We start from the raw sequence: 23,702 nt of genomic DNA on the forward strand, positions 1-23,702 counted from the left end.
CAAGCCTCATTCTAAAAAAAAGGACTTACCTTTTTTAGAGCAGGATTATATAAAACAAATTAAATATTATGAAGAAGAAGGGGTGTATAGATTGTCCCAATACGAAACACCATTGTTTACCGCTTTAGTTGAGCACAGTAAGCGAAATCCAATTCAATTCCATATTCCTGGTCATAAAAAAGGACAAGGCATGGATCCTACATTTCGCGAATTTATTGGGCATAATGCATTAGCAATTGATTTAATTAATATTGCGCCACTCGATGATTTACATCATCCAAAAGGTATGATTAAAGAAGCACAGGATTTAGCAGCCGCTGCATTCGGTGCAGATCATACTTTCTTTTCTATTCAAGGTACAAGTGGCGCTATTATGACAATGGTGATGAGCGTTTGCGGTCCTGGTGACAAAATCCTAGTACCACGAAACGTGCATAAATCAGTAATGTCAGCTATTATTTTCTCAGGTGCAAAACCGATTTTCATGCATCCTGAAATCGATCCAAAACTCGGTATTTCTCATGGAATCACAATTCAATCTGTCAAAAAAGCACTTGAAGAGCACTCAGATGCAAAGGGCTTACTTGTTATTAATCCAACGTACTTTGGATTTGCTGCAGACTTAGAACAGATTGTACAATTAGCACATTCTTATGACATCCCTGTACTAGTCGACGAGGCTCATGGTGTTCATATTCATTTTCACGATGAATTGCCGATGTCAGCGATGCAAGCTGGTGCAGACATGGCAGCAACAAGTGTTCACAAATTAGGAGGCTCTTTAACTCAAAGTTCTATTCTTAATGTGAAAGAAGGCTTGGTGAATGTAAAACATGTCCAATCTATTATTAGCATGCTTACAACTACATCAACTTCTTACATCTTGTTAGCATCACTTGATGTTGCGAGAAAACGTCTTGCTACAGAAGGAACAGCACTCATAGAACAAACAATACAATTAGCTGAACATGTTCGTGATGCTATAAATTCTATTGAGCATCTTTACTGTCCTGGAAAAGAAATGTTAGGTACAGATGCTACCTTTAACTATGATCCTACAAAGATAATTGTATCTGTAAAAGATTTAGGTATTACCGGCCACCAAGCTGAAGTATGGCTTAGAGAGCAATATAACATTGAAGTAGAACTCTCAGATCTATACAACATACTATGTCTTATCACTTTAGGAGACACAGAAAGTGATACAAATACACTTATTGCAGCATTACAAGATTTAGCAGCAACATTTAGAAATAGGGCAGATAAAGGTGTTCAAGTACAAGTAGAGATTCCAGAAATTCCAGTGCTAGCACTTTCTCCTCGAGATGCTTTTTATTCGGAAACAGAAGTCATTCCATTTGAAAATGCAGCGGGTCGTATTATAGCTGATTTTGTTATGGTTTATCCGCCAGGGATTCCAATCTTTACTCCGGGGGAAATTATTACACAAGAAAACTTAGAGTATATTCGTAAAAACTTAGAAGCAGGTTTACCTGTACAAGGTCCTGAAGATATGACATTACAAACATTACGTGTTATTAAAGAGTACAAGTCTATCAGTTGATAGGCTTTTTTTTCACCTTTTTTCCTTTTCTTCATACGATACTAAAGAATGTAACGTATAGGTGGGGATACTATTATGATTGTAATAGGCCGTTCTATTGTACATCCTTATATTACAAATGAATATGAGCCATTTGCAGCAGAGAAACAACAAATTTTATCAATAATGGCAGGAAATCAAGAAGTTTATTCCTTCCGAACAGCTGATGAACTCAGCTTTGATCTCAATTTACGAGTTAATATTATTATCTCTGCACTAGAACTTTTTCAAAGTGGATTTCAGTTTCGCACATTTCAACAATCCTTTTGCAACCCCCAGTATTGGAAAAGAACATCCCTTGGAGGATTCGAGCTTCTTCCAAACATACCACCTTCTATTGCCATACAAGATATTTTCAAAAACGGAAAACTATATGGAACTGAATGCGCAACCGCTATGATCATTATTTTTTATAAAGCTTTATTATCATTGTATGAGGAAGAAACTTTCAATCGTCTATTTGCAAACCTTTTACTTTATACATGGGACTACGATCAAGATCTAAGGCTCATAACAAAAACCGGTGGCGATCTTGTTCCAGGTGACCTCGTTTACTTTAAAAACCCACAAGTGAATCCAGCTACGATTGAGTGGCAAGGAGAAAACACAATCTATTTAGGAAATTTCTTTTTTTACGGACATGGCGTAGGTGTAAAAACAAAAGAAGAAATTATTTATTCATTAAATGAACGACGAGTCCCTTACGCTTTTATTTCAGCTTTCTTGACCGATACTATTACCCGTATAGATAGCCGTATAATGAGCCAATACGCTTCTTCTAGTACACCACAGACATCCATAAGCTTTATTCCAATTAGAGATGATGCAATCGTTGCAACAGTTGGCCATACAACTACAATTTATTAAAAAAGCGCCTACACATGTAGGCGCTTTTTCTTATTATTAAGCTTTTGTATGTTCTTTATGGTCACATTCGCAATGAGATCCACATTTCCCGTATAGTACTGTTGATTTTTCATCTTCAAAATGTCCAATTGTTCCTTCACATACTTGGCATACGATTGTTCCCATTTTCATTTCCCCCTGAGTTTTAATAGTAATCTATTTATCTATCATTAAGCTTTCGCATTATCTTTTCTAGCACAGTCACAATTTGTTCCACATTTTCCGTAAAGTACTGTCGTTTTCTCATCTTCAAAATGTCCGATTGTTCCTTCACATACTTGGCATACGATTGTTCCCATTTTTCATTTCCCCCTAAGTTTATGGTCCTAAAAACTTTTAGCTGTCCATTTCCTATCAATTATTGGGCTTTTGTATGCTCTGTGTGATCACATCCGCAAGATCCACATTTCCCGTAAAGTACCGTTACTTTCTCATCTTCGAAGTGTGCAATTGTACCTTCACAATCTTGACATACGATTGTTCCCATTTTTCATTTCCCCCTAAGTTTATAATCCCAAAAACTTTTTTGTAACCGCTTAACTTTCTGTCTTTATTTTAATATGTTATACTTTTTACGTCAATAGGTTTTTAGTATAACACATTAAATATTTTAAATTTTAATTAGTATGCGATATTCAAATAAAAAACAGCCATATTTATAAGTACGACTGTTTCACATTAATTATTCTTCATATTCCGCATGTAAAGAAGTTGACGGAACTAGAAATTTGAAAAACTGAGCTAACTCCTTCGCTTCCTCTTCTGATCCTAATTTAAAAATCTCCTGTATATATTGAACATTCTCTACATCATCTCTTCCGAGTAAAGTAGACCTTCCTGTTTGCATACAAACAATGAGCGGTTTTCCAAAAAACATATTTGTATAAATAACACCAAAATCATAACGTGTATCATGTGTCATAAACCCTAAAAATCGTACCTTCACACTTTCATGCTCATCATACAATTTTTCAAACATTGGTTTCCACCTTTCTACATCACGTTTCATTAATAGTATATTAAACAAAACATGTAATACTCCTTTTAATTGTCAAAAAATTCAGTAGGATGTAGAATGATAGTATTCTACTAAGTTAGGGGGAACTTATATGCAACACGCCTTTATTACGCTTGTACCTAAATCCAACCAACAATCTGTTTCAATAGATGATATAAAACAACTTTTTCATTATTATAAAACAGTTACTTCTAAAACTGGGGCCCAAATTAATTACACGTATACAAATACCGCTTTTCCTTATGAAATTTTAGATACATCTACAACGACATTAAAACTTCAATCCAATCATGACCGGTATGACTCAATTTATATTGGTGTTGGTATAGAAAATGAACAATCTTTCATCCAAGTTTCTTTACCACCTAATGCAATATATGGTGACAAAGGGAAAGCAAATGAATTTTGCCGTTTTTTAGCGAAGAAATTAGAAGGAGAGTTACAATTATTTAATGGAAGAACAATGTATTTTTATAAACGTTAATTTAAAAAAGAAATAATACGATTAAAAATAGTATACAATTCGAACATGTAAGAAATAACGCTTGCTTTCTTACGTGTAATACAAAATATGCTATTACATAGGCTAAATACAGGAACACGAAAAAAAGAATAACTTTATAATGAAACTTATCACCATTCGATAATGTTAATACAGTGGAAAAGCCACTCCATAGTAGTAAATGATAAAATATAACATGTAATATTTTCATGGAACCTTCTCCTTTGACATGCCCTATTTTATTAATATATGGGGTTAAGTTTGAATCAATTACATATTATAGGATGATATATATTACCTTTGAAGTAAGTTACGCCTAAATCATTTGTTAAAGTATTATATATTCATTCGACAAGTACGTTTAAAGACCTTGCAAGTCATTTGATGAAAATAAAAATAGCCCATCTCTTACAATAAGAGATGGGCTATTTACATTACTTAAATTATTTTACAATGTGAATTGGCATTCCAAGAGCAACTTCAGCTGCTTCCATTGTGATTTCACCTAATGTTGGGTGAGCATGGATTGTTTGAGCGATATCTTCAGCTGTCATTCCAGCTTCGATAGCTAAACCAATCTCAGAGATAATATCAGAAGCACCTGCACCTGCAACTTGAGCACCTACAAGAAGACCATCTTCTTTACGTGTTACAAGTTGTAGGAAACCGTCAGTGCTGTTTAATGATAATGCACGACCGTTAGCAGCGAATGGGAACTTAGATACAGTTACAGTCATTCCAGCTTCTTCAGCTTGTTTCTTAGTGTAACCAACAGATGCTAATTCTGGATCAGTGAAGCATACTGCAGGAATTCCGATGTAATCGATAGCTGATGCATGGCCACTAATTGCTTCTACAGCTACTTTACCTTCGTAAGAAGCTTTGTGAGCTAATGGTGGTCCAGGAACGATATCACCGATTGCATAGATGTTTGGTACATTTGTACGACATTGCTCATCGATTTCGATGATGCCGCGGTCAGTCATTTTAACTCCAACTTGCTCAAGACCGATTTCTTGAGTGTTTGGACGACGACCTACAGTTACTAATACGTAATCTGCTTCTACAGTTTGGATTTCACCTTTAACTTCAAAGCTAACTTTTACGCCAGTTTCTGTTTCTTCAACGCCTTTAGCCATAGCTTTTGTATGGATATTTACGTTACCTTTTTTCTGTAGAGCACGTTTAACAACAGAGCTCATAGCTTTTTCGAAACCAGCTAAGATTTCGTCGCCAGCTTCTACTACAGTAACTTCTGTACCGAAGTTAGCATATGCAGTACCTAATTCCATACCGATGTAACCGCCGCCGATTACAACAAGTTTTTTAGGAATTTCAGGTAAGCTTAAAGCACCTGTAGAGTTGATAACACGTTTAGAGTATTTGAATCCTGGAATTTCGATTGGTGTAGAACCAGTTGCAAGAACAGCATTTTTAAACGTATAAGTTTGAGCTGCATCTTCAGTCATAACGCGTAATGTATTAGCATCTACAAAGTAAGCTTCACCGCGAATGATTTCAACTTTGTTACCTTTAAGAAGGCCTTCAACACCGCCAGTTAATTTCTTAACTACGCCGTTTTTCCATTCTTGAACTTTTGTAAAGTCAACTTTTACGTTCTCTGCAGTGATACCCATGTCATCAGAATGCATTGCATTCTCATAACGATGACCTGCATTGATTAACGCTTTTGAAGGAATACATCCAACGTTTAAGCATACGCCACCAAGGTTAGCTTTTTCAATGATTGCTACCTTTTGACCTAATTGTGCTGCACGAATTGCCGCAACGTATCCACCAGGACCTGCACCAACAACGACTGTATCTAATTCAATTGGGAAATCTCCTACTACCATTGTTATTACGCCTCCATTACTAATAATTGTGGGTCATTCAATAGACGTTTAATTTGGTTTAACGCTTTTTGAGCAGTTGCGCCGTCAATTAAACGATGGTCAAAGCTTAGAGATAATGCTAATACTGGAGCTGCAACGATCTCACCATTTTTCACAACTGGTTTTTCAGCGATACGGCCGATACCAAGGATTGCTACTTCTGGGTGATTGATAACTGGAGTGAACCATTGTCCACCTGCAGAACCAATGTTTGTAATTGTGCAAGAAGCACCTTTCATTTCAGTTGGAGCTAGACGACCTTCACGTGCTTTACCAGCAAGATCATTAATCTCGTTAGAAATAGTGAAGATAGACTTACGATCTGTATCTTTAACAACTGGTACTAATAGACCTTTGTCTGTATCAGCTGCGATACCGATGTTGAAGTAATGTTTATGAACTACTTCTTGAGATGCATCGTCTAAAGAAGTGTTTAACATTGGGTATTCACGTAATGCAGATGTTAAAGCTTTAACAACGTATGGAAGGTAAGTTAATTTAATACCTTTGTCAGCTGCTACTGCTTTGAACTTCTTACGGTGAGCAACAAGCTCAGTTACATCAACTTCATCCATTAATGTTACGTGAGGAGCTGTATGCTTAGAGTTAACCATTGCTTTCGCAATCGCTTTACGGATACCACTCATTTTCTCACGAGTTTCTGGATATTCACCAGCTGGAATTGGTTGTGCTTTTGGTGCTTCTTCTTTCGCTGCTGCTGGAGTAGCTTCTACTGCTGCTGGAGCCTCAGTTGCTGCTACAGTTTGTCCACCATTTGCAAATGCATCGATGTCAGCTTTTACGATACGGCCGTTCTTACCAGTACCAGCCACTTTATGAATGTCTACACCTTTTTCACGAGCGTATTTACGAACAGATGGCATAGCGATTACGCGCTCATTTACTACTTCTGCAGTTGCTGCTGGAGTAGCTTCCGCTGCTGGAGCTTCTACTGCTGCTTCTTCAGCTTTTGGAGCTTCATCATGATCGTCACCTTTAAATTTAAGGTTTTCGTATCCAGGAGCATCAAATTTAATTAATGTATCTCCTACGATTGCAACTGTTCCTTCTTCTACAAGTACTTCAAGTACTTTACCTTTAACAGGAGAAGGGATTTCTACTACTGCTTTATCATTTTGCACTTCAAGAAGTACATCGTCTTCATTTACTTCATCGCCTGGTTTAATAAACCATTTTACGATTTCACCTTCGTGGATACCTTCACCGATATCTGGTAGTTTAAATTCAAATGCCACGGAATTCAGCCCCCTGATTCATTTCATTATTATGGAATATGTACAAAAGAAACCAGCATGTGCTGATTTCTTTTGCACATGAAAAACTAAAAATTAGAAGTTCATTACTTTGTTTACAGCTTCAACAATATCCTTGTGGTTTGGTAACCATACGCTCTCTGCTTGAGAGAATGGGAATACTGTATCAGCAGCTGCAACACGTACAACTGGAGCTTCTAAGTTTAAGATTGCACGGTCGTTAATTTCCGCTACAACGTTAGCTGCAATACCAGCTTGTTTTTGAGCTTCTTGAACTACAACTACGCGACCTGTTTTTTCAACAGAAGCGATGATTGTTTCGATATCTAATGGTTGAACTGTACGTAAGTCAACAACCTCTAAAGAGATACCTTCTTTTTCAAGTTCTTCAGCAGCTTTTAATGCAGCGTGAACCATAGCACCGTAAGCGATAACAGATACATCTGTACCTTCACGTTTGATATCAGCTTTACCTAAATCAATTGTGTATTCGCCTTCTGGTACATCTTGACGGAATGAACGGTACAATTTCATATGCTCTAAGTAGATAACTGGATCGTTGTCACGAATCGCAGAGATTAAAAGACCTTTAGCATCGTATGGAGTAGATGGAATAACAACTTTTAGACCAGGTTGTTGAGCCACTAATCCTTCTAAGCTATCAGCATGTAGTTCAGGAGTATGAACACCACCACCGAATGGAGAACGAACTGTTACTGGAGCAGTCCAACGTCCACCAGAACGGTAACGCATACGAGCCAATTGACCAGAAATTGAATCCATTACTTCAAAAACGAAACCGAAGAATTGGATTTCTGGAACTGGACGGAATCCTTCAAGTGCAAGACCAACTGCAAGTCCACCAATACCAGACTCTGCAAGTGGAGTATCCATTACACGATCTTCACCAAATTCAGCTTGTAAACCTTCAGTAGCACGGAATACACCACCGTTTACACCAACGTCTTCACCAAATACAAGTACGTTAGGATCATTTTTCATTTCAACGCGTAAAGCATCAGTGATTGCTTGAATCATTGTCATTTGAGCCATGGCTTACTTCGACTCCTTTTCTTTGTAAATTTCATATTGTTCAGCTAAGTTGTAAGGCATTTTTTCGTACATGATTTCCATTAAATCAGTTACTTTTTGTTTTGGAGCTTGGTCAGCCTTAGCAATTGCTTGTTTGATATCTTCTTTTGCTTCTTCGATTACTGTCTCTTCAACTTCTTGAGACCATAGGCCTTTAGCTTCTAAGAACTTACGGAAGCGTACGATTGGGTCTTTTTGTTCCCATTCGTTTTCGATATCTTTTGTACGGTAACGAGTTGGGTCATCACCAGCCATTGTATGTGGACCGTAACGGAATGTTAAAGTCTCGATTAAAGTAGGGCCTTCGCCATTTACTGCGCGCTCACGAGCGAAAGCAGTTGCTGCGTATACAGCTAATGGATCCATACCGTCTACTTGAATTCCGTAAATACCTGCTGCTACTGCTTTTTGTGCTACAGTTTTAGCTGCAGATTGCTTTTCTACTGGAGTAGAAATTGCATAACGGTTGTTTTGAACAACGAAGATTGCTGGAGCTTTGAATGCACCTGCAAAGTTCATACCTTCGTAGAAGTCACCTTGTGAAGCACCACCGTCACCAGTGTAAGTAATTGCAACAGATTTTTTACCACGTAGTTTCATACCTAACGCAACACCAGCAGTTTGGATGATTTGCGCACCGATAATGATTTGTGGAGCTAATGCATTTACATTCTCAGGCATTTGGTTACCCATGAAGTGTCCACGAGAGAATAAGAATGCTTGGTATAATGGTAATCCGTGCCATACTAATTGTGGTACATCACGGTATCCTGGTAAGATGAAGTCTTCTGCTTCAAGTGCGAAATGACTCGCTAATTGAGAAGCTTCTTGTCCAGCTGTAGGTGCGTAGAAACCTAAACGTCCTTGACGGTTTAAAGAAATAGAACGTTGATCTAATACGCGTGTATACACCATACGACGCATTAATTCTTTTAATTGATCATCAGATAATTCAGGCATAGCTGCTTCATTCACAACTTCACCGTTTTCATTTAAAATTTGTAATGTTTCAAATTGAGCTGCGATAGCTTTCATTTGCTCATCAACATTAAATAGGGTCTTTTTTGTTTTAGTACCCATTCCGTTCACCTCTTCCTCTCTTGAACCATATTCTGAAACGCTTTCACTGGCTATTTTCCAGTTTAAAAAGCGCAACGATGTAAACCAACATGTTTGTCTGTCGGTTGAGAATAATTTTGTGTACCTAACAATCTGTACTAATGTTTTTTCAGAAACATATTAATACAATCTTGATCACGTTTTTTAGTTTACAACTATTCTAATTACGATGTCAATTACTTTGAATACGTTTTTTTATAAATAATATGCAGGTTTCTACTACACAAACGTGTTTTTATTTTTTACATCTGTATTAGTAAGCATTGACCTACTGTTATATTATTCCCTTTTTCACTTATTTTTTCTCTTAGAATAATATGTAAACGATTTAATTCTCTTTAGTTTTTCTCTCTTCGTAACAAAAATATACAAACTACTCTTCCTTTTTTAGGTAAATACCTATACATTTCCACCCTCTCTTCCATACATTATAGTAACCGCAGTATTAGCGGGAAATGATAAAGGAGGTCATCTCATGTACGGATACTCATATTGTTATCCAACTTGTTCATATCCTTCCTACGGTTATGGCGGTTCTTGTGGCGGGTCTGGACGCGGCTTCGCCTTAATCGTTGTGTTGTTTATTCTTTTAATTATCGTTGGTGCTGCTTGCATTCGCTAATGTAAAACGAAACAACTATGGAAAGAAAAAGACGGCTTTGCCGTCTTTTTCTGTTTATCACATACATAACTACTCTATAATAGAACGATTTCCAAAATGCCTACCCTTTCTTGCCGATGACTTTTTCCATCTCCTTTGGTAGACTAAAGAGGAAAGGAGAGATTACATATGCTTACAATGAAAGATGTTATTCGCGAAGGAGATCCTATTTTGCGCAACGTTGCAGAAGAGGTGTCATTACCGGCAAGCGAAGAAGATACAACTACCTTAAAAGAAATGATTGAATTCGTAATAAATAGCCAAGATCCTGAAATGGCTGAAAAATATAGTTTACGCCCTGGAATCGGATTAGCGGCTCCGCAAATCGGTGTTTCAAAAAAAATGATTGCAGTTCATGTAACCGATGCGGATGGTACATTATATAGCCATGCATTATTCAATCCAAAAATCATTAGCCATTCTGTTGAACGTACATATTTACAGGGTGGTGAAGGCTGTCTATCTGTAGACCGCGAAGTACCTGGTTATGTTCCTCGTTATACAAGAATTACAGTAAAAGCAACTTCTATTAACGGCGAAGAAGTAAAATTGCGTTTAAAAGGTTTACCAGCAATCGTATTCCAACACGAGATTGACCATTTAAATGGCGTTATGTTCTATGACCATATCAATAAAGAAAATCCTTTTGCCGCTCCTGATGATTCCAAACCTCTAGAGCGATAATAATAAAGAGGCGGAAGTTAATCTTCCGCCTCTTTATTATGAAATGGGTTCCATATTCACTTATAGCAATCCAGCCCACTTTAGTCCATGATATATACCGTCTTCACTAACATCCTTTGTCACATGATTTGCAAGTTTTTTCAAGTCTTCATGGCCATTTCCCATCACAATACCTGTGCCAACGGCTTCGATCATTTCTAAATCATTTAAACCATCTCCAAATGCATACACTTGATCACGATTAAAACCTAACTTTTCAATGTATTTCTCAATTCCTTTTGCCTTAGAACCACCATTCGGAATGATATCCATTGAATATGCATGCCAACGAATAAAATGAAAATCTGGATAATGATTAATAAACTTTTCCTCTTCATTTACTTCACAAAAAAGTAGTGTTTGATAAATATTACGTTCCTCATAAAAATTAGGCTCATATGGTGGATGCTCAAAGTTTAAGCTTCCAAAGCCTTCTTTCACATAATCATGATATTCCACTGATGCTCTCATATCTTGATGGTCAAGATATACAAGTGGATATCCTTCTTGTTTTGCAAACTGAGTAAACTTATGTAAAGCATCTGGATGTAACGGATTATTAAATATTATCTCATCTTCAAAGACAACGTATTGTCCATTAAAACTAACATAATTATGTATATCAAGTTCCTTACGAATATCTTCGAACATAAATGGCGCGCGCCCTGTCGCAATTGCTACATGTACACCTTTTTCTTGTAACTGTTTTACTGCATCTCGTGTAGATTGTGGAATTTTTTTATCATGATCTAATAATGTTCCATCAATATCAAAAAAGACAATTTTATCATTCATTTGTCAAAATCCTTTCTGGCACTCTATATTCCTATTTTGAATATCACTTTTCAAATTCTAAAAAAAAGTATAACATATTAAACATCTGTGAAGAAAGCGTTCCCTTTCTGACCTTATTTGTAAACTTTGCATATATATATTAGTAAAACATGTGGATACTTGTTCGGATGAATTTTCTTTTCCATTCTTCCTCATACTATACCTATAACTAACGGCTACTAATCGTTACTATAGAATAACTTTCACTGTATGGGAAAGGACAAGACTCACCATTCACTTTTGTCCTATCTCTTATATCAGAGATAGAATTTTCACTAGTAATATGCATGTTTAAAATAAGGAAAGGAAGGAGTAATCATGCTGAAGAAGCTGAAGAAAAAGCTCAAGCGTTATTTAAACGGTCTAGTCCGTAAAAAGACAATCGCTTAAATTGTGCCCATTTCGGGCTTTTTCTTCATTCTCATTCGAAAAAACATGAAAATCGTGACTGTTTGCTTTATAATAAGTAACAGATAATGCAAAACATAGACAAGGAGAGGTTTTCCAAATGATTTTTAAAGTATTTTATCAAGAAAAATTAACTGAGGTTCCAGTACGTGAAAATACAAAAGTTTTATATTTAGAGGCTACGTCTGAAAAGGATGTTCGTACAAAATTAAATAAGTTCGCATATAATATCGAGTTTGTTCAGTCTGTTACTGGCGCTCATCTTGAATATGAAAAAGAAAACGCTGATTTAACATTAGCGGAAATCGTATAGCGATATGAAATTTCTAAAAAACGACCAAGTTGCTGTATTTGCTCTCGGTGGGCTTGGTGAAATCGGTAAAAATACATACGCTGTTCAATTTCAAGATGAAATTATTATAATTGATGCTGGAATTAAATTTCCAGAGGACGAACTTCTCGGAATCGATTATGTAATACCAGACTACACTTATTTTGTGCGAAACGAAGATAAAATTAAAGGGTTATTCATTACACATGGTCACGAAGATCATATCGGCGGAATCCCTTACCTATTACGTCAAGTGAACATCCCGATTTACGGCGGAAAATTAGCAATTGCACTCATCAAAAACAAATTAGAAGAACACGGCTTACTTCGTAAAGCAAAACTTTACGAAATTCAAGAAGATGACGTTATTAAATTCAAAAAAACGTCTGTATCCTTCTTCCGTACAACTCACAGTATTCCAGATTCGTACGGCGTTGTTGTGAAAACACCTCAAGGTCAAGTTGTTCATACAGGTGATTTCAAATTTGATTTCACACCAGTTGGTGAACCAGCTGATTTAACAAAAATGGCTGAAATCGGTAAAGATGGCGTGCTATGTCTATTATCTGATAGTACGAACAGTGAAGTTCCAAACTTTACTATGTCTGAGCGTCGCGTTGGTGATAGCATTCAAGACATTTTCCGTAAAGTAGACGGACGGATTATATTCGCAACCTTTGCATCAAATATTCACCGCTTACAACAAGTTATTGAAGCTGCTGTTGAAAACAACCGTAAAGTAGCTGTGTTTGGTCGAAGTATGGAAGCAGCGATTGAAATCGGACAAAACCTTGGTTATATTCGTTGCCCGAAAGATACATTCATAGATGCATCTCAACTAAACCGCTTACCAGCTAATAAAGTTGTTATTTTATGTACAGGTAGTCAAGGTGAACCGATGGCAGCACTTTCACGTATTGCAAACGGTACACACCGCCAAATTCAAATTATTCCTGGAGATACAGTTGTTTTCTCTTCTTCACCAATTCCAGGAAATACAATTAGCGTAAGTCGTACAATTAACATGTTGTACCGCGCTGGCGCTGATGTAATTCACGGGAAACTTTCAAATATCCATACAAGTGGACACGGTGGACAAGAAGAACAAAAGTTAATGTTACGTCTAATTAAACCGAAGTACTTCATGCCAATTCATGGTGAATATCGTATGCAGCGTATGCACATGAACATAGCAAATGATTGTGGTATCCCTGAAGAAAATTGCTTCATTATGGATAATGGCGATGTTCTTGCTTTACGTTCTGATGAAGCTAGCGTAGCTGGAAAAATCCCATCTGGTTCGGTCTACATTGATGGAAACGGTATTGGGGATATCGGCAATATCGTATTACGAGATCGTCGTATCCTTTCTGAAGAAGGACTTGTAATTGTAGTTGTAAGCATTGATATGAAAGAATTTAAAGTTGCAGCAGGACCTGATATCATCTCACGCGGTTTCGTTTACATGCGTGAAAGCAGCGATTTAATCAATGATGCACAAACATTAATTACAACTCATTTAGAAAAAGTAATGGAGCGTAAAACAACACAATGGTCTGAAATTAAAAATGAAATTACAGACACATTAGCTCCATTCCTATATGAGAAAACGAAACGCCGTCCAATGATTTTACCAATCATTATGGAAATATAAGAAAAAGGACAATGCTATGAAGGCATTGTCCTTTTCTTTTCTCTTATCTTAAAAAGTGTTTAAATCGATCCACTTCATCGTCATGACCAATGACAATTAATATATCTCCTGCTTGAATATTCTCCGTAGCCCGAGGAGATACGATAACTTCTTTACCTCGTTTAATTGCTACAATATTCAATCCAAACTTCGCACGAATATCTAATTCAATTAAAGAGTGCCCATCAATTTTTTTATTCGCAATAATCTCTACAATACTATGCTCATCTGAAAGCTCAAGGTAGTCTAAAACATTGCTTGATGCAATATTATTAGCAATCCTTTTCCCCATATCACGTTCTGGATGCACAATATGATCTGCACCTATTTTACTTAACACTTTTTCATGATAATCATTTTGAGCTTTTACAGTAATATTTTTTACACCCAATTCTTTCAAAATCAAAGTAGTTAGAATACTTGAATTTAAATTATCTCCAATAGCAACGACTACGTGATCAAAATTTCGAATACCAAGGCTTTTTAATACCATCTCATCTGTTGAATCTGCAATTACAGCATGCGAAGCTATATTTGCAAATTCATTAATTTTATCCTCATCTGAGTCGATTGCCATTACTTCCATACCTAATTGAGCTAGTTCTCGGCAAATACTTCCACCAAAGCGACCAAGTCCAATGACAGCAAATTCTTTTTCTTTCTCACCCACAGGAATTCCTCCAATAACTTCAAGTACTATTTATTTTCAGTGTAACACACTTTATATGCGTCACAAAAACTGTAATTAGCTCTTATTTTTGTTTTTGTATATAAAAATATTGTTGCAAGTAAAAAGCGATACCAACAAGTAACATAGCAAATACAAATATATTTCCAAACGAACTAAATGTTTCAAAAACGAATAATAATGTTTCTTGACCAAAAAAGGCAAATAGAAGCTGTATGAATGCAAATAACAACGCCCATATGTAATGATGTTGATGGAATAAATAATGCGTTGCACCTAAAAAAGCAATAAACGAAAAGATAAAGATCCACCAATTTTCTAAAAATAGTTGCCAACTAGAAAATTGATATCCATTTACTAATATCGCAATAAGCGCGATAACTGCCATCGTCGGCACACTCCAAAATAATGCCCGTCCTCTAAAGAAACGAGTGCCTTTAACATCACCTTTTTCATGTGCAATATATGTTAGTACTACTGTGCTTATATACAAAACAGAAAGAATTGTTAAAACGATAATAAGCCAAAAATGTAATTGATAATATTCATGTTCTATATTTGTCACGATTGCAGCTAACATGCATGGAATTAACATTCCCGTCCAACCATCTACTTTTCTTTCATTCCAAAAGACCGTATTACCAATCCTTATTCCTAACAACATAAAAATAATGATACCCAATACAAATAACGTAGTTTTATTCCCTACTAAACTCGTTGAGAAAGCAATTAATCCAATAAATAAAAAGAGCACAAACCCATTCATAATTTCTAGTACAGGTGATAAATATCTCTTCACCCATTTGTATGTTTCGTCATATTCATTATTATCTACTAAACGATAGGCATAAAAACTTATCCCAAAATAAACCGCCGCAATAATAACATACGCATATAAGACGAAACATAAAATCGCACTGCTAATTTGCACGTAATTCCCCACCCTTTTTTCTATGTTTCACATTGATTTTACACACTTTTCATACTAAAAGTAAACATATATAAGTTAGTCAAATAATTAATAATGAGCAGTGGCTAAAAACCCCCTGCTCATTATTAAAACAGTCCAATTAACTTTATTCTTTCATTTGTATGTAAATGTCTAAAATCACTCTATACGAGCGTTACTTACACCTCATAACAAAAAGTTTTTTGGAACCTTCAATAAAGCGGAAGTTTTATTTTCTATTCCCTTTCCACTTTACATATTGGCCTAAAAATGTAATTGCCTTTTCAATCACTTCTTCGTCTGGTTTTAATTTTGCATGATGTAAACCATATTCTGAATTTACTCCAAGCCAAAACATAAATCCAGGGATTTCTCGAAGCATATAACCAAAATCTTCACCTGTCATTGCCTCAGTACATGTAATAACATTCATATCTGTTTGTTTATGTACAAATTGCATAAACTCTCTTGTTAACTCTTCATGGTTATATACTTGATGATACATTGCTCCGTAATCTATAATCGCCTCACACTGGAAAGAAGCTTCGATACCTGCAACAATTGCCTCAATTCTGCTTTTCACACGCTTCATTGATTCCACTGATAATGTTCGAATCGTTCCTTCTAAACGAGATTTTTCTGCAATAATATTTTGAACCGTACCACCTGTAATTTTCCCGATTGTAATTACTGCACTATCAAGAGGATTTACATTGCGACTAACAACGGATTGAAGCTGTGTAACAAGATGACTCGCTGCAACAATCATATCATTTGCAGTATGCGGATAGGCAGCATGGCCACCTTTCCCTTTTAAATCAATATATAATTCTGAAGTATTAGCAAATAACAGTCCTTCTTTCGTTGCAATTGTCCCTACAGCGTATTCTGGTGCAATATGAAGACCAAGAATTATATTTGGTTTCCATTCTTTTAACTCTTCACTTTCTAACATAGGAAGAGCACCGCCTGGTCCTTCTTCTGCTGGCTGGAATAGAAATACAAGGTCATCATCTATTCTTTCGCTCACAGCTTTCGTTAGAAGGCCTAAACCGATTGTTGTATGTACATCGTGGCCACATGCATGCATCATTCCTTCATGAATAGAAGCAAACTCATATCCAGTTTCCTCTGTAATTGGCAGACCATCTATATCTGCACGATAACCTATTATTTTTTCTGGATTTTTTCCATTTACTTTAACGATTACACCCGTTTTCCATGTCTTCACTTCCACAAATTCAAGAGAAAGTGTTCCTATATAATCTAAAATATACTGTTGTGTTTTCCATTCCTTAAATCCAATTTCTGGAATTCTATGTAGATCTCTACGAATTTGGACAAATTTGCTTACTGTCATTTTTGCACCTCTATCTATAAAAAGCGTAAGAGCCCATTTACGCTCTTACGCTTTTTTTACTTTTTATTTCTCTGGGTTTAATTGACGAAGCTCTTGTTTAATTTCTGTTTTTGCTTTTGTCTTCTCATCAATTTCTTTAATTACACGTGCTGGAGTACCTGCAACAACTGTGTATGGAGGCACATCTTCTGTTACAACAGCTCCTGCTGCTACAACTGCACCTTTACCAACTGTAACACCCTCTAAAACAACTACGTTTGCACCGATTACTACATCATCTTCAACGATAACTGGTTTTGCAGAAGGTGGCTCAATAACACCTGCAAGTACAGCACCTGCACCTACGTGACAGTTTTTACCGACTGTTGCACGTCCACCAAGTACTGCGTTCATGTCGATCATAGAACCTTCACCAATTACAGCACCAATGTTAATTGTTGCATTCATCATAATTACAGCGTTGTCACCAATTTCAACATGGTCACGAATAATAGCACCTGGCTCGATGCGAGCTTTAATACCTTTTAAATCAAGCATTGGAATTGCAGAATTACGACGATCGTTTTCTACAACGTAGTCAACGATGTGCTTATTATTCTCATCAAGAATTGTCTTAATTTCAGACCATTCTCCGAATAATACACCTGATTTTTTATTCACAAATGCTTGTACTGTTTCAGGGAATGTTACTTCTTTTAAATCCCCTTTTATGTATACCTTTACAGGAGTTTTCTTTTCACTTTTTTGAATAAACGAAATAATTTCGTTAGCGTCCATCATTTTCATTCTTGTTGCCTCCTAAATCCATTTATAATGTTACTCTACCAAACGAAAGAGCGAGTAGCAAGATAATAATCTTATTTTTCCCTTTGAATTTCTTCTATAATTTCTAAAAATGCTTGTACTTGCTTCAACTGCCTTGCCGAGTCACTTGTTAACAACCATGTTTCTCTCGTCAGTTGAACAGGTGTTTTATACATATTTTCCTGTACTTCCTTTAAAACAGTAGAAGGTAAAAGGGCGTAACCTATACCATTTAAAACAAGTTGTTTGCATGTTTCAATTTGGTCAACTACAATCGTTCGCTTAGGCGGATTAGAAAATAAACCATACCACCAATTTTGTATTTGTCCATAATAAGTTGAGTCACTTTTAAATTGAATGAACGGTCTATTTGTTTCTTTTAGCATCGAAATATCTTTTATTTCTTTATCAACTAAATACAGTTCATCTTCAAATAATTGTTGCTTTTGACCTTTATATTCTTGTGTTCCCCTCAGTATAGCAACATGAACGTCTCCTTCATAAAACTGCTTTTGCACTTCACTACTCCATCCAGTAAACAGCGATATCTTTACAGAAGGATATTTATGCACAAACTTTTTCAAAACAGGAGGGAGCCAATATTGACCAATAACTGATGCAACAGCTATTTTTAAAGTTCCATGAGTTTCCGTTCTAAAAACAGCTAGCTCACTTTTTATATCCTCTTCCTTTTGCAACATTTCTTTGGCATAATTTGCAACTTTTTCCCCTTCAGGTGTAATTGTCAATCCTTTTTGTGAGCGAATAAAAAACTTCATTCCCCATTGTTTCTCCATAGATTGTAATCGTTGACTCAGCGCAGGTTGTGAAACAAATAAACGTTCCGCCGCTTTTCTCATATTTGATTCCTGAGCTAACACAACCATCATTTGAAAATCATCAATTTGCAACTTTCTCCCTCTTTCCTTAGCTTCCATACACCTTATTCCATTAAGCTTTCATTCAGAAAATACAATTTTTCAGCGCAAACTTCCCTTATGTTTTATGTCTTTTTTAATATAATACATACACAAGTGATATGCACGAAAAAAAAGTGACTTCTTCGTTTCTATGAAGTCACTTTTCTCACGTTATCGATTATGTTGCCTTACTTTCTTATTCAACAATTTTAAAATAGCCCGACGTGTTAAAATCCCCTCAAAATAGCCTTCTTCATTAACAGCGCAAATAAAAGGATGATCAATTGTCATTTCTAAAGCTTTTGCAAATGAATCTTCTAATTTAAGAAAAGGTATATCTTCCTTCATCACCTGCTCTACTTTCATATCATCAAGTCTTTCAAACTCAATACGCTCTAATCCTAACATACCATCTAATATCATGGCCGTACTAATCAAACCATGTAATTTATACATTGGATCTAAGACAGGTATCGCCGAATATCCAGATTTCACAAGAACGAGTAAAGCATGTTCTAAACCATTTCCAATTTGGACATGAGCTACTTTTTCCGATGAAATCATTAAATCCTTCACAAGAATTTGTTGAAATTCGTCTTTCGGAATACTAATCATATTACATCCCCCATTTTCCCTTTTTCCTGCTTATGTTCACAACTCTATTCACATTTTATGACAGCGTTTTCATATTATTATTTTGTCCTAAATTTATTTCAATAAAAATACAATCACACAGCTATTTTAGCATACAGCACAAAAAAAAGACTACCATTCCGGTAGCGCTTAATACCCTTTATTTTTTAATCTGTAAAATAACCTTGTGATTTTTTTATATTGCATCACATCTGTCTGTTTCAAACCATTCTCAATATCTGTAAGTTCCACAGCTAAAATTTCACTTGCGTAATTTTGCTGAAATAAAATATCTAGTAGTAAACTTTCTTCTTCCTTCGTTAAAACAACTTCCCTTTGCATATACCCCTCTCCTTACACTCGCATCGTTACTCTTATTATATAAAAAATTCAACCTATTTAATAGATGTAATATTCAGTTTTTACTAAAAGATATGTAGCAATCGTACACATACAAAAAAATTATTTCGTATATCGATTTGCATAACTAAACGCCGCATAAGCATCCGGCTTAATTTTTGCAGTTAATCCCATCGCTCGAATTTTTTCTGTCATATCTAAAATAAATTCTTTTGTTAAGCCATCATTCCCAATGTCTAAATGAATTTCCATTATGAATCCAGCCCCATCTTGAGCATAAGGATGCAATAACTCCCATATTGTTTGTATATGCGTAGGCGTAAATAGACATGCGATTTCTTGACTAAACTGCGTTTCTAAATATATTTTCTCACGTAAGGTCGCTGGCTTATCTTTTACTGATCTATGGTGTAAACAACCCCAGGCACCTTTTCCAACACGATGAATATGGATTGCTGTAATAAACCTCGTATCCTTTTGATGCGCTTGCGAGTCTGTCCCAATGGATAATCGATACAAATTTCGCGGATCCTTTTCAATGAAACTACAAATACGGTTAAAGACCATATCAAAATTTAAATGTCTCTCTGAAACATTGTAAAATTTATGTGCACCGTCCACAGAGTCACGTCCTTTCAATTAGACAGACTTTTCGTATTCTCATTGTATGGGACAAAAACTAAAATTATAACTTCCTATCCTTTATTCGTTTCAATATTTCGAATTACAAAGTGACAAACTTGGCACGTATAAATTACATTTTGATTAGATTGAGCCGTTAATACATGAATAATCTCAGCAGAACTTTGACAATTAGGACAAATCACAACTGGTAAACGTTCCATACGATAACCTCCTAGTTATATTTCTCCCGCTATTTGCAAAACCCAGCGATAGTGAGAAGTTTAGCTTCACATATTCACCCGGTTGACGGGACTACTTATCCACATGGATAAGCAAACTTGCACGGATTAAATTTTCATTTTAATACCATTGTAGGAAAAATAAAAAACTTCTATACATTATGCTAGAAAGTAATAGAACTAAAAAAGGTACTGCCATGTGGCAGTACCTTTTTTATATGTATCAAGAAATGATATCGTAAATCTCAATTGCAACCATGTCGATATTATCGAATTGATATACTTGAGGTTTTTCACCTTGTTGATACACTTCTAACTCATACATTTCACTTTTATCGAAAAATTTCACGCTACATTTGCGCTCACCGTTCACTTCAAAATAGCGTTGTGCTACTTCACCGCTTTCAGCTTGTTCTTGTAGACTAACAAGTCGAGTTAAAATTCCTTGGAGTAGAGACATGAAATCTCTCCTTTCTCTGATCTTCCTACCAATAGGTTTTACAGCTATACTCATTCTATCCGTCATAACAGAAAAAATGTTCCACACTCTAGGATAAAGGTTATTGGCCAGAAACTCAACTAAAAATTTGTCGAAATGCGAAGGAAAAAACAGAAAGAACATATTTCTCCTTCATTATTGCGGTTTTTATACTGGAAGAATATAATAAAAAACAGAAAAAAGGAGGAATTACAATGAAAAAAATTGAGGTTTATACACAACCCGATTGTCCGCCATGTGTTATTGTAAAAGAATTTTTGAAGCATAATAACGTTGCATATGAAGAATTTGACGTAAAAAAAGACGCTGCTGCTCGCAATCGTCTTTTATACGACTATGATTCTTATTCAACTCCAACAGTCGTAATTGATAGCGAAGTAGTTGCAGGTTTTCAAATTGAAAAGTTACAACAACTACTCAATATAGAATAGGAATAGGTAAATACCTATTCCTATTCTTATCCCGCTATTTGTAGGTAGTAAAACTCCCACCCACTAATTAAAAGTTTCACTTTATAATTGTTGCAACCTTTTTATTTCAGTTAAAAGTTCCTGACTTTCATGATATCCTGCTAACTTCCATTTATCTTGATCCCTTTTCAATGTTACAATTTGATATTGTCCACTTTTTGTCCGCTCATATACATATAAATTTTTATGCTCTTGATCATACGACATTTTCGTTTCTGAATTAAAAGAAAACGGCGCTTCTTTTGCCGGAAGTAAATATTCACCACTTTGTTTATCACTTCTGCTATTTTCATCTGTAAATACTTGAAGGAAATTATCTGTAAAATACGGTGATAACGTCTCTATCATCTTATTCATCGGCAAATGCTTCCCACGAATTGAAAACTGGGTTTCATAGCCTTTTTGTATCGTTGTAAATACTTCTTTCCGATCCACTTCCACTTCCTCTTTCCCTAAAACAGTCGTAACACTATAACCAACTAGAAAGGCAACACATACAAATAGAACAAGCCATATTCCATATTTCCTCATTTTTTCACCTTCCTTTTAAAAGAACTTGTCTTTGTAGTATTCATTGTAACAATGATTATGCAAAGAAAGGACAGATTTCGTTCGTAAAATCTTTACAACGATAGACAGCATTTTCATCACCATTTTCACTATTACCAATTTATGATAAAAACAAACAAAAAATGCACGAATCTCTTCGTGCATTAAAATAAAACATCTTCTTCATATAAATATTCATATGATAAATCTATAAATAAAAAGTTGTCATCATCTATTGGGAAAGAAAATGTTCGTACCATTTCGCCCGTTTCGATATCTGCATATAAATCTGAAAGCCTTGCCTTATTCTCAAAACGCATTTTCATGATATTCTCAAGAAAATACGGGCGCCAACTCCAGTTCTTCATATAATAATCCGGCATCACAATCCATTCTCCATCTTTTTTCATAACATTTCCTGATTGTTGGAAACCATCTTCATTACAAATAAATATGCGAAAACTATACTGTGATACACTTTGACTAAATTGTAATAACCAATCATTGATATCTTCATTCTTTTTTTGTTTTGATAAAACATCGCCAATGCGATCGCGTAACATCTCTGTTAAATTATAAATTTTTTGTAACTTCTTCTTTTCATGTTGAATAAACTGATGACATTCATTACCAAGTCGCTCTTTCAAAACATTCGTTTCAATAAAATCAGGTAAACATTCTTTCAAATAATTACCTTGATAATATCTTCCGCCGTTCTTCCAAGCATATTGCAGTTGATAAAAAGCATCTATTTCTTCATATAACAAAGTTGCACCAATTCTTCTAGCAAGTAATGATAAAGAATATAAAATATCTTGATAAGATTGTAAAAGTGCTGTTTGCCTTAAGTTCGTTAAATCTACTTTTAAAATATCAGGTGCTAACACGCTAATACGCTCTAAATTACTTGTGCCCGTTCCGACCTTATTAATCGAAATTTGAATACCATATGTACGATAATACATAAGCAAATGATTAAATTGCTCTATATCTTCTTTACATTCATGCTCTGTAATCTCTAAAACAATTTGTTTTAAATTTAAACCTTGTTCTTCATACCTCAATAAAAGTTGAAGCAAGCTTTCATCATCATCATTCATTAATACATTAGCATTCCGATGTATAAATAATAATAATTTTTGATCGCTTTCTAAATAACGATTTAAAGCTTTTTCTACTATAATATTATCCGCTTCCAGTTGAAATTCACTTGGAATCGAATCATCGTGAAAGAAAGAAGCTAAACTTTGTATGCCCTCTTCTGTTTGAATACGTCCTACTACTTCATATCCAATTACAGTATGCTCATCAGCACTAAAAATAGCTTGATAATAAGGAAGGACTTTATCCAAGTTACTCATTACATCTAATGCATCTATCAACGTGCTTCCCTCCCTTTACTTTTCAAAAATTATAACATGATATTTACGGAAAAATAATAAAAAATCCCTTCAGTTTTCCTGAAGGGATTAGAGGGGTAAAATGCTAAGGGGAATTAGCAATTCTACTATGAAGAAAAAAGAGGTCTTAAATATAACGTATATATGA

30 protein-coding genes are annotated in these 23,702 nt (G+C 35.4%); 8 read left to right on the top strand and 22 right to left on the bottom strand.

Annotation, left to right across the window (positions count from 1 at the left end; all coding sequences use genetic code 11):
- The first annotated feature begins 91 nt into the window (after positions 1-91).
- Positions 92-1,564: an arginine decarboxylase gene (gene speA / locus ACS2FK_RS01405; protein ID WP_063549362.1), complete on the top strand. Its 1,473-nt coding sequence runs from the start codon at positions 92-94 to the stop codon at positions 1,562-1,564.
- Between the two features lie 75 nt (positions 1,565-1,639).
- Positions 1,640-2,470 (top strand): protein-glutamine gamma-glutamyltransferase, encoded by an 831-nt coding sequence (locus ACS2FK_RS01410; protein ID WP_000635339.1) that lies wholly within the window; start codon positions 1,640-1,642, stop codon positions 2,468-2,470.
- 36 nt (positions 2,471-2,506) lie between these two features.
- On the opposite strand, the gene ACS2FK_RS01415 is transcribed toward ACS2FK_RS01410, so the two are convergent.
- The 4 genes from ACS2FK_RS01415 to ACS2FK_RS01430 form a co-directional block, all read right to left on the bottom strand.
- The gene (locus ACS2FK_RS01415) at positions 2,507-2,635 is read right to left on the bottom strand and encodes a GapA-binding peptide SR1P (RefSeq protein WP_000536796.1); all 129 of its coding nucleotides are present in this window, start codon (positions 2,633-2,635) and stop codon (positions 2,507-2,509) included.
- A 44-nt stretch (positions 2,636-2,679) separates the two neighbouring features.
- Complete coding sequence (locus ACS2FK_RS01420; protein WP_000536803.1) at positions 2,680-2,808, bottom strand: GapA-binding peptide SR1P; 129 nt, start codon at positions 2,806-2,808, stop codon at positions 2,680-2,682.
- A 59-nt stretch (positions 2,809-2,867) separates the two neighbouring features.
- Positions 2,868-2,996 (bottom strand): GapA-binding peptide SR1P, encoded by a 129-nt coding sequence (locus tag ACS2FK_RS01425; RefSeq protein WP_000536778.1) that lies wholly within the window; start codon positions 2,994-2,996, stop codon positions 2,868-2,870.
- A 195-nt stretch (positions 2,997-3,191) separates the two neighbouring features.
- Positions 3,192-3,488 (bottom strand): DUF3055 domain-containing protein, encoded by a 297-nt coding sequence (locus ACS2FK_RS01430; RefSeq protein WP_000462038.1) that lies wholly within the window; start codon positions 3,486-3,488, stop codon positions 3,192-3,194.
- Between the two features lie 130 nt (positions 3,489-3,618).
- On the opposite strand from ACS2FK_RS01430, the gene ACS2FK_RS01435 reads away from it, so the two are divergent.
- Positions 3,619-4,011, top strand: coding sequence for a DUF1885 family protein (locus ACS2FK_RS01435; RefSeq protein WP_063548515.1), 393 nt, complete (start codon positions 3,619-3,621; stop codon positions 4,009-4,011).
- A 1-nt stretch (position 4,012) separates the two neighbouring features.
- Here ACS2FK_RS01435 and ACS2FK_RS01440 read toward each other — a convergent pair whose 3' ends face one another.
- From ACS2FK_RS01440 to pdhA, 5 genes are all read right to left on the bottom strand, one after another.
- On the bottom strand, positions 4,013-4,240 hold the full coding sequence (locus tag ACS2FK_RS01440) for a hypothetical protein (RefSeq protein WP_000697471.1): 228 nt from the start codon (positions 4,238-4,240) through the stop codon (positions 4,013-4,015).
- Positions 4,241-4,472: 232 nt separating this feature from the next.
- Complete coding sequence (lpdA, locus tag ACS2FK_RS01445; RefSeq protein ID WP_000260104.1) at positions 4,473-5,885, bottom strand: dihydrolipoyl dehydrogenase; 1,413 nt, start codon at positions 5,883-5,885, stop codon at positions 4,473-4,475.
- A 5-nt stretch (positions 5,886-5,890) separates the two neighbouring features.
- Positions 5,891-7,180 carry a pyruvate dehydrogenase complex dihydrolipoyllysine-residue acetyltransferase gene (gene pdhC / locus ACS2FK_RS01450; RefSeq protein WP_000863420.1) on the bottom strand — a complete coding sequence of 430 codons (1,290 nt, stop codon included), beginning with the start codon at positions 7,178-7,180 and terminating at the stop codon, positions 5,891-5,893.
- Between the two features lie 93 nt (positions 7,181-7,273).
- Positions 7,274-8,251 (bottom strand): pyruvate dehydrogenase complex E1 component subunit beta, encoded by a 978-nt coding sequence (gene pdhB, locus ACS2FK_RS01455; RefSeq protein WP_000068163.1) that lies wholly within the window; start codon positions 8,249-8,251, stop codon positions 7,274-7,276.
- 3 nt (positions 8,252-8,254) lie between these two features.
- The gene (gene pdhA / locus ACS2FK_RS01460) at positions 8,255-9,370 is read right to left on the bottom strand and encodes a pyruvate dehydrogenase E1 component subunit alpha (RefSeq protein WP_000536895.1); all 1,116 of its coding nucleotides are present in this window, start codon (positions 9,368-9,370) and stop codon (positions 8,255-8,257) included.
- Positions 9,371-9,884: 514 nt separating this feature from the next.
- On the opposite strand from pdhA, the gene ACS2FK_RS01465 reads away from it, so the two are divergent.
- Together ACS2FK_RS01465 and def are read left to right on the top strand one after the other, a co-directional pair.
- Entirely contained in the window at positions 9,885-10,031 is a 147-nt protein-coding gene (locus ACS2FK_RS01465) for a YjcZ family sporulation protein (protein WP_000274562.1), read from the top strand.
- A 168-nt stretch (positions 10,032-10,199) separates the two neighbouring features.
- Positions 10,200-10,754 carry a peptide deformylase gene (gene def / locus ACS2FK_RS01470; RefSeq protein WP_000957048.1) on the top strand — a complete coding sequence of 185 codons (555 nt, stop codon included), beginning with the start codon at positions 10,200-10,202 and terminating at the stop codon, positions 10,752-10,754.
- 60 nt (positions 10,755-10,814) lie between these two features.
- On the opposite strand, the gene ACS2FK_RS01475 is transcribed toward def, so the two are convergent.
- A complete protein-coding gene (locus ACS2FK_RS01475; RefSeq protein WP_000998265.1) occupies positions 10,815-11,588 on the bottom strand; it encodes a Cof-type HAD-IIB family hydrolase in 774 nt (257 codons plus the stop codon).
- 547 nt (positions 11,589-12,135) lie between these two features.
- On the opposite strand from ACS2FK_RS01475, the gene ACS2FK_RS01480 reads away from it, so the two are divergent.
- Positions 12,136-12,348: a DNA-dependent RNA polymerase subunit epsilon gene (locus ACS2FK_RS01480; RefSeq protein WP_000576435.1), complete on the top strand. Its 213-nt coding sequence runs from the start codon at positions 12,136-12,138 to the stop codon at positions 12,346-12,348.
- Positions 12,349-12,352: 4 nt separating this feature from the next.
- Complete coding sequence (gene rnjA / locus ACS2FK_RS01485; RefSeq protein WP_000670375.1) at positions 12,353-14,020, top strand: ribonuclease J1; 1,668 nt, start codon at positions 12,353-12,355, stop codon at positions 14,018-14,020.
- Positions 14,021-14,063: 43 nt separating this feature from the next.
- On the opposite strand, the gene ACS2FK_RS01490 is transcribed toward rnjA, so the two are convergent.
- The 10 genes from ACS2FK_RS01490 to ACS2FK_RS01535 all read right to left on the bottom strand — a co-directional run bounded on the left by ACS2FK_RS01490 (position 14,064) and on the right by ACS2FK_RS01535 (position 21,096).
- Positions 14,064-14,729 carry a potassium channel family protein gene (locus ACS2FK_RS01490; RefSeq protein ID WP_000504032.1) on the bottom strand — a complete coding sequence of 222 codons (666 nt, stop codon included), beginning with the start codon at positions 14,727-14,729 and terminating at the stop codon, positions 14,064-14,066.
- A gap of 82 nt (positions 14,730-14,811) precedes the next feature.
- Complete coding sequence (locus ACS2FK_RS01495; protein ID WP_001167322.1) at positions 14,812-15,678, bottom strand: hypothetical protein; 867 nt, start codon at positions 15,676-15,678, stop codon at positions 14,812-14,814.
- Between the two features lie 247 nt (positions 15,679-15,925).
- Positions 15,926-17,056: an N-acetyldiaminopimelate deacetylase gene (locus ACS2FK_RS01500; RefSeq protein WP_000218678.1), complete on the bottom strand. Its 1,131-nt coding sequence runs from the start codon at positions 17,054-17,056 to the stop codon at positions 15,926-15,928.
- Between the two features lie 63 nt (positions 17,057-17,119).
- Positions 17,120-17,842, bottom strand: coding sequence for a 2,3,4,5-tetrahydropyridine-2,6-dicarboxylate N-acetyltransferase (gene dapD, locus ACS2FK_RS01505; protein WP_000783241.1), 723 nt, complete (start codon positions 17,840-17,842; stop codon positions 17,120-17,122).
- A gap of 71 nt (positions 17,843-17,913) precedes the next feature.
- Positions 17,914-18,798, bottom strand: coding sequence for a LysR family transcriptional regulator (locus ACS2FK_RS01510; RefSeq protein ID WP_002094125.1), 885 nt, complete (start codon positions 18,796-18,798; stop codon positions 17,914-17,916).
- Between the two features lie 153 nt (positions 18,799-18,951).
- On the bottom strand, positions 18,952-19,395 hold the full coding sequence (gene cbpB, locus ACS2FK_RS01515; protein ID WP_000623573.1) for a cyclic-di-AMP-binding protein CbpB: 444 nt from the start codon (positions 19,393-19,395) through the stop codon (positions 18,952-18,954).
- A gap of 168 nt (positions 19,396-19,563) precedes the next feature.
- Positions 19,564-19,755, bottom strand: a complete 192-nt coding sequence (abbA, locus tag ACS2FK_RS01520) for an antirepressor AbbA (RefSeq protein WP_001188692.1) — start codon at positions 19,753-19,755, stop codon at positions 19,564-19,566.
- Between the two features lie 120 nt (positions 19,756-19,875).
- Positions 19,876-20,394, bottom strand: coding sequence for a ribonuclease H-like YkuK family protein (locus tag ACS2FK_RS01525; protein ID WP_000348489.1), 519 nt, complete (start codon positions 20,392-20,394; stop codon positions 19,876-19,878).
- A 74-nt stretch (positions 20,395-20,468) separates the two neighbouring features.
- Positions 20,469-20,618 carry a hypothetical protein gene (locus tag ACS2FK_RS01530; protein ID WP_000440540.1) on the bottom strand — a complete coding sequence of 50 codons (150 nt, stop codon included), beginning with the start codon at positions 20,616-20,618 and terminating at the stop codon, positions 20,469-20,471.
- A 241-nt stretch (positions 20,619-20,859) separates the two neighbouring features.
- Positions 20,860-21,096 (bottom strand): YkuJ family protein, encoded by a 237-nt coding sequence (locus ACS2FK_RS01535; RefSeq protein ID WP_000055151.1) that lies wholly within the window; start codon positions 21,094-21,096, stop codon positions 20,860-20,862.
- A gap of 233 nt (positions 21,097-21,329) precedes the next feature.
- Here ACS2FK_RS01535 and ACS2FK_RS01540 point away from each other — a divergent pair, with 233 nt between their 5' ends.
- Entirely contained in the window at positions 21,330-21,566 is a 237-nt protein-coding gene (locus ACS2FK_RS01540) for a glutaredoxin family protein (protein WP_063548517.1), read from the top strand.
- A gap of 81 nt (positions 21,567-21,647) precedes the next feature.
- On the opposite strand, the gene ACS2FK_RS01545 is transcribed toward ACS2FK_RS01540, so the two are convergent.
- Both ACS2FK_RS01545 and ACS2FK_RS01550 read right to left on the bottom strand, forming a co-directional pair.
- Entirely contained in the window at positions 21,648-22,136 is a 489-nt protein-coding gene (locus ACS2FK_RS01545) for a DUF3993 domain-containing protein (protein WP_001233805.1), read from the bottom strand.
- Positions 22,137-22,318: 182 nt separating this feature from the next.
- Positions 22,319-23,536, bottom strand: a complete 1,218-nt coding sequence (locus ACS2FK_RS01550; protein WP_000564307.1) for an EAL domain-containing protein — start codon at positions 23,534-23,536, stop codon at positions 22,319-22,321.
- Between the last annotated feature and the right edge of the window lie 166 nt (positions 23,537-23,702).

This window comes from Bacillus cereus group sp. BceL220 (assembly GCF_051776965.1).
In the GTDB taxonomy this organism is placed as follows: domain Bacteria; phylum Bacillota; class Bacilli; order Bacillales; family Bacillaceae_G; genus Bacillus_A; species Bacillus_A cereus.